Annotated in this window: 7 protein-coding genes; 2 read left to right on the top strand and 5 right to left on the bottom strand. The window is 39.3% G+C overall.

The genetic code is table 11. The features are described 5' to 3' along the window. The coding region (locus tag PLE33_07700; protein HPS61128.1) for a hypothetical protein at positions 1 to 214 on the top strand (214 nt) is incomplete at its 5' end. Between the two features lie 1226 nt (positions 215 to 1440). Here PLE33_07700 and PLE33_07705 read toward each other — a convergent pair. From PLE33_07705 to PLE33_07725, 5 genes are all read right to left on the bottom strand, one after another. Further along, entirely contained in the window at positions 1441 to 6903 is a 5463-nt protein-coding gene (locus PLE33_07705) for a C25 family cysteine peptidase (protein HPS61129.1), read from the bottom strand. A gap of 100 nt (positions 6904 to 7003) precedes the next feature. Next, positions 7004 to 8026 (bottom strand): hypothetical protein, encoded by a 1023-nt coding sequence (locus PLE33_07710; protein HPS61130.1) that lies wholly within the window; start codon positions 8024 to 8026, stop codon positions 7004 to 7006. 149 nt (positions 8027 to 8175) lie between these two features. Then, positions 8176 to 9825 carry a hydroxylamine reductase gene (gene hcp, locus PLE33_07715; GenBank protein HPS61131.1) on the bottom strand — a complete coding sequence of 550 codons (1650 nt, stop codon included), beginning with the start codon at positions 9823 to 9825 and terminating at the stop codon, positions 8176 to 8178. A gap of 15 nt (positions 9826 to 9840) precedes the next feature. Further along, a complete protein-coding gene (locus PLE33_07720) occupies positions 9841 to 10158 on the bottom strand; it encodes a cupin domain-containing protein (protein HPS61132.1) in 318 nt (105 codons plus the stop codon). Between the two features lie 9 nt (positions 10159 to 10167). Continuing rightward, positions 10168 to 10755 (bottom strand): TetR/AcrR family transcriptional regulator, encoded by a 588-nt coding sequence (locus tag PLE33_07725; protein HPS61133.1) that lies wholly within the window; start codon positions 10753 to 10755, stop codon positions 10168 to 10170. A 1102-nt stretch (positions 10756 to 11857) separates the two neighbouring features. Here PLE33_07725 and hydE point away from each other — a divergent pair. Beyond that, positions 11858 to 12928, top strand: coding sequence for a [FeFe] hydrogenase H-cluster radical SAM maturase HydE (hydE, locus tag PLE33_07730; protein ID HPS61134.1), 1071 nt, complete (start codon positions 11858 to 11860; stop codon positions 12926 to 12928). The last annotated feature ends 148 nt before the right edge of the window (positions 12929 to 13076 follow it).

Consider the following 13076-nt stretch of genomic DNA (forward strand, 5'->3'; position numbering starts at 1 on the left):
AACAAATTGCGGCAACGAAAATGCCTGCTTACTTTTGAACGACAAGATGTCGTTCCTCCGGAGGGTTGACCTCCTGGTCAACCCACCTCTTACGCTTGATTTTCTTACCGATAAAATTGAGGTAACGGAACATCTGGGTTTTCCACTAAACGACGAGGACTTCGTTTTTCCGAAGAAACAAATTGCGGCAACGAAAATGCCTGCTTACTTTTGAACGACAAGATGTCGTTCTTCCGGAAAAGAACAAATTGAGGTAACGGAACATCTGGGTTCCCACTAAACGACGAGGACGTCGTTTTTCCGGAAGAAAAAATAGTATCTTGCAACATCGTTACCACCGTAAACCCATCGTAAACATCACGATGCAAGCACTGGGATGTTTTGACTTACAATTTTCACCTGCCTTCAATGAAACCACATCCCACACTTATAGTTCACTTACAACCGCATTCTTGCTGGTCTGAAATCCGAAAAATTGTGAGTTAAAACAAAAAGCATACACCCTTCCAACCCAGCAATCAATCAACCACTATTTACTCAGTATAGAACAACAACACCATTAAACGGAAAAATACCCTCTGGTGTTTTTATCATTTTTCTCTTTCAAAATTCGTTGTTTATCAATTCCTGTTTTTTAGCGTTATGCGGCTAATGAGATTCCCGTATCATTCCCATATCGCGATACGGGAACGATACCGGAGTCATATTGGAGGGTTACGGATAAAATTCCGGAAATTCTTTGGGAAGGAGAAATAGTTAGTTTGCTAATAACTTGTCGTGTATTGAGATAGCAGAATATTGCGGCAAATAAAAAGGGTACAGACCTGGTTTTTGAATTATTTTGTGGTTGGGGGTTATATTTTTGTCCGGTTTCGTGTAATCGCATTTGGGGGTTGTCCTTCTATACCGTGTAAAGAGTGGTTGATTGATAGTTGGGTTGGAAGGGTGTGTGCTTTCTGTTTTAACTCACAATTTTTCAGTTGGGAAACCGTTTGTAGAGCGGTTGTAAGTGAATATAAACTATAGGGATGTGGTTTCATAGAAGGCAGGTGAAAATTGTAAGTCAAAACCTACCTCCGCCTGCTTTCTGTTTTAACTCACAATTTTTCGGTTGGGAAACTGGTTGTAGAGCGGTTGTAAGTGAATATAAACTATAGGGATGTGGTTTCATTGAAGGCAGGTGAAAATTGTAAGTCAAAACCTACCTCCGGGTACATCGTAAATTTTACGAGTGGTTTACGCCTCCATCGCTATCAATGTGTCCATCTTCCGGCTTTCCCAGAGTAACAAAATCTCAGCAACTCAAACTACCGGAGGGCAGAGCTACAGCGAGCTCTGGCTACTGGCTTTCCAAGAGTAACAATATCCCAGCAACTTAAACTACTCTTTTTTTTAAAAACAGGGGTATCTGTGAACAGCTCTATCGGTATTAGGGCACTATTATTTCATCAGCAACATTTTCTTTACGCAGCTATAGTTTTTGCTCTCCAAACGGTAGAAATACATTCCTGAAGCAACATTACGGTTGTAATTATCTTTCCCGTTCCAAACAATTTGATGCATTCCGGCAGGTAAAACGCCGTTAACCAGAGTATTCACCAATTGCCCTTTAATATTGAACACGGAAATTCTTGTCGGTGCTGATTCTTTCAAAGTGAATCTGATTATGGTTTCAGGATTGAAAGGATTGGGATAGTTATTGAGCAATCGGGTAACGAGGGCAGGATTTTCCGGGTCTTCATTATCAGTGAGATAATGGTAGTGCAAAATTTCGCATGGCAAGCTGCTGCCTTGTTCATAAACACATACCACATAGAAATAATAGTCCGTCCCCAAGTTCTCAAAGGTCTCGGTATAAAAAGGCAAAGCAGTAATTGCTACGGATGCAAAAGTGCCGGCATTAATTCTGCGGAAGATTTCATAGTGCATTAAAGGATATTCCGTTAGTTCCGGAGGATTCCAGCTAAGGGTTAAAACACTGTTGGAAACGCTTGCCGAAAGTCCTGTAACAGGAGCAAAATAACCCAGATAAAAATCCTGCTGGGCAGAAGGATTTGCCAAAGAAATCGTAATCGCTGAGGAAGTTGAATCCCGATAGCCACCTGCGCAAGCTGATAAAGAATGCACACCGATAGGTAGATAGATAGTATAATGCCCTTCCGCATCAGGATGAGTAATCCAGGAATTAGCATTTTGCACATTTACTTTACTAAAATCAATATCGGGATTTCCACTTGTTACTATTCCGGAGACATTTCCTGCAAATTCAATAAAACCTGTAGTACGAACATCATCTATAAACCATCCATCTCCCGTAACACCCCCATCGCTGGCAAAAGTGAAACGGAATTGAACATTTTGATTGGCATAACCGCTTAAATTGAAACGCGCAAAAACCCATCCGCCGCTGTTTCCGTCATAACCCGGTCCGCTTAAAGCACTTATCCCTGTGGTAGGATATCCTCCTTCAGGGGTAATTAAAATCCAGCTTGAGCCGCCATTAGTGGAAATTTTTACATTTCCTCCATCATAACTTGCTTCTGTATTGTAATAATGCCAAAATTCCAGCATAAAATTGGTGCCGATATAAACAGCTGGAGTTGTTAGCTGATAATTAGCATAATTAGGATATTGACTATTCAAGCGGGTTCCCCAAACATTAGTTCCGGAATGAGCTCCGGCAACGGAAGAAACACCCCATTCCCAACCGTTGGATACAGGATTGGGAACAAAATTGCCGTTATTATTTTCAAAATCAGCATTCATTCCGGTAGTCCCTATGCTCAATAAAAATTGTTCATTATGCACGCTGGTAAGATCAGCCAAATAGGTAAGATAGAAGGTTAAATTATTCCCTACAATCACATTTGAAGAAACAGTAATATTATACACTGCCTGACATATTGCCCCTGCAGGTAATGAAGAAATAATGCAGGAACTGTTATGAATAGTAACAAATTCCGAAAGACAAGTGATTGTCCCGCTTATATTAGTAGCAGAAACAGGAGTATTATTAACAAAATTGACTATCAAATCCAGCGTTTCACCTGGTTCAATAAGCCCGTTTCCATTTCCCGAATTACTATCATTCATATACATTCCGGTATATTGAATATCTGCTTTATGCACAGTAAAATGAACAGGAATATCCCAGCTGTTATTTACAATGCTGATATGCAAAGAAAGGGAAATATCAGTGTTATCGGGACAAGTATCACCAATTTGAAGAATAAGCGGAGTATTATTGACTGCGGTGGAATCCCCTGCAATATTATTATAGTTGCTAACAGCATTAATAAGCGTAGCATTTATGCTTTCACAGGATGCAATCAGCTGAACTTGAGTAGCGGTATTTATTCCCATATTCAACAATTCCACACCTACCTCAATTTCTTCTCCCGGTTCAGCTATTTGATTCCGATTGGCATCATTGATAATTACTTCTTTTAGAATTAGATGCGGTGCCTCATATAAAACCGGAGCAGTAGTAATCAGCAATGCAGAAGAACTTGTTATAGTAGCTGCTGCATTGGCATATTGATTGTTAAAACTATATTCCAGACCAACGGCATTGGTATGATCTTTAATTCCGATAGTGCAGAAATTGCCATGAGTAGGAGAGTATCCTCCCTGCCCGATATCAACATTATTAAAATCCTGATACTGAAATTTAACCATTCCCTGCCCCATTGAGGTAGGATAGAAAACAGGATCATAAAAAATAACTTCAAAGGTCTCCAGAGAAGAACGGTTATAGCCATTGCGCATTTTGTAATATTCAATTATAAAATAATGATTCTGGCTATCATAATATTGATATATTCCAGCATCACTAATCAAACAAAGATCATCCCAGAAAGGAGCAAGCATTGGTGAAGGTCCGTAGCCACCGGGAAGATGATAGTTCCGAAATTCGCCATTTGCGGTGAATCCCATAACAATAAAGCCATTTACGCAAACTGTAATTTGATTGTAGTCAATGCCGTAAAAAGGAAAAGTGAACGGTAAATTTATTTGCTGTAAAGTAACCGCCCCGGTTTGATCTCCTTCGTCACCTGTAGTACCGGGATCGGAAAAAGCGGTAATTTTTGTTCCCGCTCCCCCCAGAGAAGGATTGATTTCTATCCAGTTATAAACAGGACAATCAGGATATGCGGTATCGGTTATGTCATAAATAAAATAGCCATAAGCATCAGGTCCTAAAGGAGTGTGCGAATTAACCTGTCCTATTTGAATATTGAAATCGGTATATTGATCAAAACCCCATTCGTTATAGAGATGCAAACGCAAAGGCATTTGCATTCCGGGAATCAATAAAGCGCGGGCAAAAACAGTAAAACCTTCCACTGTGTTACCCAAACTGTTACCCAAAATAGAACCGATATAAGATGTAGAATCCGAAACCGTAAGCAAATCATTCAAAGAAGATAATTCGCCATATAAATCAAAGACAGGAGCTATAGAGTTATTTTTAATAGTTAAAGAAAGCAAACCGGCTTCACCAGGATCAAGAAAACTATCACTTCCGGCAGTTACAAAATAATTCTGCACAATCGGCATAGCATTATAAATAACCGTGTGAAACACTATAGTATATACATTCCGGTCAGCTGTTGTTAATTGCAAAGTAAAACGCACACTATGCTGAGCAGGAATGTTGTTTACAATACTGAAAGTAAAAACAGAATTAGACCAAAGCGTAGCATTACTGTTAATTGCCCCAAAACTGCTTTCAGAATTTAAAATGGTGATATAAGGATCATCAGCTGATAGAACGGCAGTAGTGGAAGAGATGGCAGCTGCAGTAGTATTTTTAATTTCCAGGTTTAGAGCTATGGTTTCTCCAGCAGTAGCAAAACTATCGCCATTCCCGTAACTTCCGTTAGTGCCGTCATCAATAATTATTTTGCTGAGATACACCAGTGAACCGTTAGTATCAATGCTCACAACTTTCTGGAGGGGTTTGAAATTGTGCTTGGAAACAGTAACGGTCAGCTCATTTAAAATCCCTCCTGAAATATTGAGCGTTGCTTTTCCTTCGCTATCCGTAAAACCTTTGCCTACAATAAAATTCTGTCCAGAGCTGGAAAGTGTTACAGTGGCATTTTCAACTCCCGCTCCGAAAGAATCTGTCACCTCCACATCCAAGAGATTACTGCCCAAAGCTAAACTATCGGCACAAGTGAGGTTAAAAACATCAGGAATTTGAGTAAAGACCTCCACTGTAGGGTCTCCCATTAAATTACACCAATGGGCAAAATAATTTGCTTCATTATCGTGAACCGAACCATAGACCTTTTTAATATACAATTTGGCATTTAACAGCGCTTCTCCCATACTGTGCATTCCATAAGTAAAAATCCCGTCATAAATTCCCGCATTCAAACAATTGTTAAAAGTAGTATGAGTTCCACTTGTGGACATTCCGATTGCTGTTATTGCTCCTGCAGGAGCTGCTGAAGTTCCTAAACGGATAAATGATTCAGTTGTGGCAGTACCGTTTTCAAAATTACCGGTACCGCAGGTAAGAATTGTAGAATGAGGAAGCTTATTGCCATTGATTAAACTGCCGGAAGGTTCCCAACCGCTCATATTAATATAACCGCGATAATTAAAAAAGGATACGCCCTGGTTAATACCGCTATTAATATATGTGGGAAAACCGCTGGCATAATTCTCCAGAAAAGTATAATCGGGATTGGTTCTAACAGCCATTTCCTTGATGAATTTATTTACATAGATGGTAGAAATTCCGCTTTGACTGGTGTCTCCAATCAGCAACATTTTATTCAACCAGGCACCTGCATTTCCTGATACATTGATATTCTTTTCCACGGCGTAAATTTTGGCAAACAGCACATCCAGCTGACTAAGGTTTTCCGCTGAGATTCTACCGATAAAAGCATCTCCCAAATAGTCGTTACCAACTAAAAAAGTATAGGGATAATCCCCTTTACCTCCATAACTGGACATTTGTTCAGTATATGTAGGAATAGCATAACTTCCGTTTGTATCACCTAAAAGGATAATAAAATCGGGACGCGTTGAAGGATTATTATATTGAGATTGAATGTAATTATGTATCGCTTGGGTAGAACTTCCCCCGGTTTCAACTGTGCTTGCAATGTTCACTTCATAGCCCTTCTGCCTTTTCCAGGTAACAAATTCATTCAGTTTGGCAATAAAAATAGCATCCGTATTGTTTCCGTAAATAAGTAATATTCTGGCAGATTGAGGAGCCATCATTGCATCCCGGTAATAAGCAAAATTGGCAATCATTGATTCATACAGATTGGTGAACGCATAAGAATAGCCATTGTAATTCTCCATCTCGTTGCTGCCAGGTCTATCTTTAATCTCAATTTCTATGTCCAGCTGTTTCTGTATTTTCAGTTCCTGCGTTTCTGCCAGATATTGAACCGGATTAAGATTAATCTGCACTACCCTGAAATCACGGATAACTTGTGGTTCACTGTAGTTATAACTGCTTGCCGGATATAAAGAAGCACTGCTATAAGCAGCTCTGTTATAAGCAAAAGAGGACTCCTGCTCTTCTGTAGCAAAAACCGGTTTGGGCACTAAACCCTGTTTTGTAATAACTTCGCCACCGGTAACTTTTACTTCAATATCTCCTTTAGGAGGAATAGCAATCCAGGCGGAAAAAACAGGCAATTCAGGATAACCTGTTTCGGCTGTAACACTTGCACCCGGCATACTTAGAGCTTTAAAAACGCTTCTTTCCGTAGCTTCAATCTGCAATTCGGGAACCTGCAACTGCAGCTTTATTTTTTCTGCATCCTGAGAAACCACTCTAAGCGGTTTTTCTGCAGGGAGAAATGATTCGGCAAATAACACACTGACCATACACATCAGAATTAGAACGGCGATTTTGCTTGTTTTCATCTTAGGTGAACCTTTATTTTTATCTTATATAAAAGAACCTGAAGTTAATCTTCCACATAGCTTCAGGTTCTTTCCAAAATGCTTGAATCTTTTCATTTGGTTACTTTATTTCGTAGATAAGAATACCCTGATCGCGGGCTCCTACAACTAATTTATCATTCATAAATTTAACTGTATTGGTATAACCGCAAGAAGTTAAATGCTGCAGCAATTGCGGTTTAGAAGGATTGCTAATATCAAAAAGATAAATGCCTCCCGCTCCTGAAGAAAGAGCAAGTTTATTTCCCGAAACAGCAAGGGTAGTAGCATAGCCCGTAGTATCAAAAGTAAACAGCAATACCGGAGAGGCAGGATTGCTTACATCTACAATATGCAAACCGCTTTGACGACCCGCTACATAAGCTATATTACCACTAAGCTCAACTTTTTGGGCTTCTCCGCTTAAGTGAATATTGCCAACCAGATGACGGTCATTACGATCATAAATATATAAGCCAAGCTGCTCAGCTGCTATATATATGTAATTATCAGTCAATTTAAAGCCCGCAGCTGCTCCAGGAGAAATCGTAAAGGCATTGGCATTAAAGATTGTGCCGTCATAATAATCATATTTGAAATTTCCTTCAGCACAATAATTACAAGCCATTTTATAAGTTCCATGGGAAAAAGGAATAGGAGTTATTGCGAAAGCATCCAGGTCTTTTATACTACTTGTTCCCCCAATAAAATCCATCTTATAGATAAGGGAATCCTCATCGGTAGTATCAATTACTCTGATGGCATCCGTTTTTTCTGTATCCACTAAAAACATAAAGTTATGCTCCGGAACTACCGCTACCTTCTTAATTCTGCCTAAAACCTTTTCACTGCCATCCTCAGCCCAAAATTCCGTAATCCACTGTAAATGATAATCAGTTTTACTAATGCGGGAAATTCCACCCTGGTCTTGTGCCACATAAATATAGTTATCATCAATCTTAATATCCAAAGGGTTACCCACAACGGGTATAGCATTCCGCAAAGTAAGCCATTCCTCTTCCTGATATTCAGTATTTCTTTTGGCACATGAACTTAGCAATATCAAGGCAATAATTGCTAAGGTTAATATAGAGCTTTTAGGCATTAACTTCCTCCCCTGCCTTTTTCTTCTTTACCTATTAGATAAAGCAAGAAGCATTCCGAAATTAAGAACTAAATTCAGGATTATATATTGCATAAAAGGAACTCTCTGCTTTTCACAGAGAGTTCCAATCTGTGCAGAGTTGAAGTTTTCTATGCCATCATTTTGGCTATATCACTATCCGCATCCGTAATTTGCTGCAAACCGAAGGTCTGAACAATCACTTTTGCCACATTGGGGGAAAGAAATCCGGGTAGAGTAGGGCCTAAAATAATATTCTTAAATCCCAAAGAAAGCAAAGCCAGAAGCACAGCTACAGCTTTCTGTTCATACCAGGCAAGGTCAAAAGAAAGCGGAAGCTTATTCACATCATCCAAACCAAACGCTTCTTTCAACTTCAAAGCAATAACTGCCAGCGAATAGGAATCGTTGCATTGTCCGGCATCCAAAACCCTGGGAATTCCGTTAATATCACCCAAAGGAAGTTTTAGATAACGATATTTGGCACAGCCAGCTGTTAGAATAACAGTATCTTCAGGCAATTTTTCTGCTACTTCAGTAAAATACTTTCTGCCGGGCATTCTACCATCACAACCAGCCATTACAACAAACCTTTTTATCGCTCCACTTTTAACTGCTTCAATAATTTTATCTGCCAGTCCTAAAACGGTGGAATGAGCAAAACCGCCAATAATTTCACCTGTCTCTATTTCCTTGGGTGGTTGGCATTTAAGAGCTCTTTCAATTAGCGGAGTAAAATCCTTTTCTTTGCCTTTTTCCCTATCCGGAATATGCACTGCATCAGGATAATTTACTGTTCCAGTAGTAAATAAACGATTCAGGTAACTACTTTCCTTGCGTAAGGGAACCAGGCAGTTAGTTGTCATTAAAATAGCTCCGTTAAAGCTTTCAAAGTCCTCCAGTTGATGCCACCAGGAATCACCATAATTGCCTATAAAGTGTTTATATTTCTTAAAAGCGGGGTAATAATGAGCCGGCAGCATTTCTCCATGAGTGTAAATATCCACACCCTTGCCTTCGGTTTGTTTCAACAGCTCTTCCAAATCCTTCAAATCGTGACCGCTAACTAAAATACCAGGGTTTTTGCCTACCCCCAGTTTTACTTTTGTGGGTTCAGGGTTCCCGTAGGTCTTAGTATTGGCTTCATCCAATTTAGCCATCACTTTAACAGCATTTTCACCTGTCTTCAAAACCAGATTTACCAGTTGCTCTACAGTCAAGTTATCATCTAAAGTAGCAGCCAGACCTTCCATAACGAACTTATTTACATCGTCATCCTGATAGCCCAAAACGGCTGCGTGTTCACCGTAAGCGCAAATCCCTTTAATACCGTAAATAATTGTCTCACGCAAAGAACGAATATCCTCATTTTCTGTTCTAAGCACACCTGTTTTTCTGGCAAATTCATCATACTCATCTTTTTTCAGCTGGAAAGTTACCGCTTCCGGACAGGTATCACATTTACCTGCCATCAAGTTGCAGAGTTCATCTTTCCGCTTATCCCTCAAAGCAAGAGTTGCTTCAATTGTGTCTCTGATGTTTGCTTCGTCCCAATTAACATTTGTAATGGTTTTAAACAAAGCGTTCATCACAAAAACCGAATCCTCCGGATAATATCTGCCATTTTCCTGAAGCTTTACCGATGCATAAGCCAGACCCTTCAGACCGTAAATCAACAGATCAAACAGGTTGGCAAGGGTTTCACTCTTTCCGCAAACTCCACGCATTGTGCATCCCAGGTTGCGGGATGTTTCCTGACATTGATAACAGAACATACTCATTTTTTTCTCCTTTTTTTATGGTTTGGGCATTTTGATTACTAATAACCGCAAGTTCTTATCCCCTTCGTTTAGAACACCGTGGGGAATACCCTTTGGACTCTCAATCAGGGTGTCCACAGGAAAGCTTTGTTTCTCTTCTCCAATTTCCAAAGTGGCTGTCCCTTCCAATACATAAAAAGCCACATTCACCGGAGTGATATGTTTCTTTAAATGAGCCCCGGGAGCTAAATTGAGATGAACTATTTCTCCTTCCGGTGCCTCATAGATTTTAGAACCCCGAATGCCATTGGCATTAACTTTGGGCTCAACATCCTGCCAGGTTCTGCTTTTCATTTTTCCTCCTTAAGGTTTTGTTTCTATCAGTTTCATAATTGTTTCTATCAGTTCCGAACCTTCTTGCTTCAGGTCAAAAGCACCATCGCTCAAATTCCATTGAGTAACCGTAAACCGCATTGAACCTACAATAATTCTGAATAATTGCTTGGCAGAAAGATCGGTTCGTATTTTACCTTCCTGCTGTGCCTGAATAATATAATTTTCCAGTGCCTGTTTGTGTTTATGCATTATGCATTGCGATTGTCCCTTAAAAGTAGGGTCATTTTTGAATAACTCCTCGGAAAACATCACTTTTGCCAAATCGGGATAGTTGCTGAAAAGAATATACCTATCCTCCACAAAATGCCTGATGCTTTCTAAAGGAGGGTAAGCCCTATCCCTTATTTCCTGCAAGACCTTATTGGAAATACTTTCAAAATAGCCCAAAATCATTGTTACCAGTTCTCTTTTACTTCTAAAATGTCGGTATAGCGCAGCGTCGGTAACCCCTATTTTAGTTGCCAGATTTTTCGTTGTAAGCTTTTCATAGCCCTGATTAGCTATTATAGCAATTGCTGCTTTTAGGATATCTTTTTGTCGTGTAGTAAGTTCCATTGTGTTTCCCTTATGTAAGTAAGTATTTACTAACTAATTTAATCAAGTCCGCTCCGGTGTCAAGAAAAAGTTGGAAAAGCACATTGGGACTGGGGGTCGAGAGGTCTAGGGGGTCGAGAAGTCGAGAGGTCAAGAGGTCAAGAGGTCTGGGGGTCGAGAAGTCAAGAGGTCGAGAGGTCAAGAGGTTAAAGGGGGTCAGTGGAAAGGATGAAACACCACCTATAATAAAAAAGCAGGAAAGCTAATACCAAGTCCAATATGCAATGCCATTGGCAATCTAAATTGATACAGATTGCCAAAGGCAATCTAAAATGATACAGAATGCCAACGGCAATCTAACTTGATACAGAATGCCAACGGCAATCTAACTTGATACAGAATACTAATGGCAATCTAAATTGATACAGAATACTAATGGCAATCTAAAATGATACAGAATACCAATGGCAATCTAAAAATGCCAACGGCAATCTAAAAAACAGTACAGAATACTAATGGCAATCTAAAATGATACAGATTGCCAGTTACATCTTTTTGTAAAATTCCTCTTTCTCTCTTTTCCTCTTTTTCTCTTTTTCTCTTTTTCTCTTTTTCTCTTTGTTCAAAATCCTTTTTTTCTTTCTCTCTTTTTCTCTTCGTAAAATAAAATCTCAGTGTTTTCAGTGTCCTCTGTGGCTAAACTTTTTCTTTTTCTCTTTTCCTCTTTCTCTCTTTGTTCAAAATCCTTTTTTCTTTTTCTCTTTCCCTCTTTTTCTCTTTGTTCAAAATCTTTTTTTCCTTTATCTCTTTTTCTCTTCGTAAAATAAAATCTCGGTGCCTTCGGTGTTTTCGGTGGCTAAACTTTTTCTTTTTCTCTTTTTCTCTTTGTCCAAAATCTTTTTTTCCTTTCTCTCTTTTTCTCTTCGTAAAATAAAATCTCGGTGTCTTCGGTGCTCTCGGTGGCTAAACTTTTTCTCTTCGTAAAATCCTCTCATTTTGTTAGTCCAATCTCTGTGTCCTTCGTGTCCTTCGTGTCCTCTGTGTAAACAAATCAGCCGGTAGCTTCATAAAATGGACTTGTCAATTCACTTTGTCACCTTATTATATTATTAGAGGAATACACATGCGTCCAGATAAAAAAATCTTACAAGAACTGCTTTCCACCGAAGGCAAAGAAAACCTGCAGGCATTATATAATAAAGCTTATGAGGTTAAAAAACAGTATGTTGGGACTACTGTTTATTTGCGAGGTTTGATTGAGCTAAGTAATATCTGCTCCAAGAATTGCTATTATTGCGGTATTCGCAGTGGCAATAAAGAATTGAAGCGTTATCAGATTAGTTATGAAGAAGCACTTGCAGAGGCAAAATTATGTCTGCAAATGCATTACGGTTCAATTGTTATTCAGGCAGGTGAACGCGAAGATAAACCCTGGGTTGATTTCATCACGAAGCTTATTCAGGGCATTAAAGAGCTCTCTGAAGGCAAATTGGGAATAACTTTATCTTTGGGAGAGCAGAATTTAGAGGTCTATCAGCAATGGTTTGAAGCAGGAGCTCATCGTTATTTGTTACGCATTGAGACCTCCAACAAAGAATTGTATAGCACATTGCATCCTGTTAATCACAGTTTTGAAAAACGCTTAAAATGTTTGAATTTGATTCAAGAATGTGGTTATCAGGTTGGTACAGGAGTAATGGTTGGTTTGCCGGGGCAAACAATTGAAGATTTAGTTAATGATATCCTCTTTTTTTATGATTTGGATGTTGATATGTTAGGAATGGGACCCTTTATTCCTCATCATAATACACCTTTGAAGTATCTATCAGAGAGTTTTCGTCCCCTGGAAGCATTAACAATGGGACTAAAAATGATTGCTACCTGCAGGATAGCGCTTAAAGATGTTAATATTGCCTCCACAACTGCTTTACAGGCACTTCATCCAATAGGCAGAGAGTTAGGATTAAAAGCAGGAGCCAATGTTTTAATGCCCAATATCACGGACACCAAATATAGAGAGGGCTATCAGCTTTATGAAGGAAAACCGGGTTTGAAAGAAACCGCTATTCAATTTCAAAAGGACTTGGAAGAACGCATTGTTTCCCTTGGTGAGACAATTGGCTATGATGAGTGGGGAGATTCCAAACATTATTACCAACGAGAAGCAAAAAGGACAATTGGAACTGAGGACTAAATACCAAGAATGAAAATCATAAGCAACCCCTAAATAATCCGTTGTTTTCAGGCAGCAAAATCCTCTTCCCCTCTTTGTAAAAAATACCTTTCAGTGTCTTCGGTGTCCTCGGTGGCTAAAACATATCCCTTTCCCTCTTTCTCTCTTT

It is taken from the genome of Candidatus Cloacimonas sp. (genome assembly GCA_035403355.1).
In the GTDB taxonomy this organism is placed as follows: domain Bacteria; phylum Cloacimonadota; class Cloacimonadia; order Cloacimonadales; family Cloacimonadaceae; genus Cloacimonas.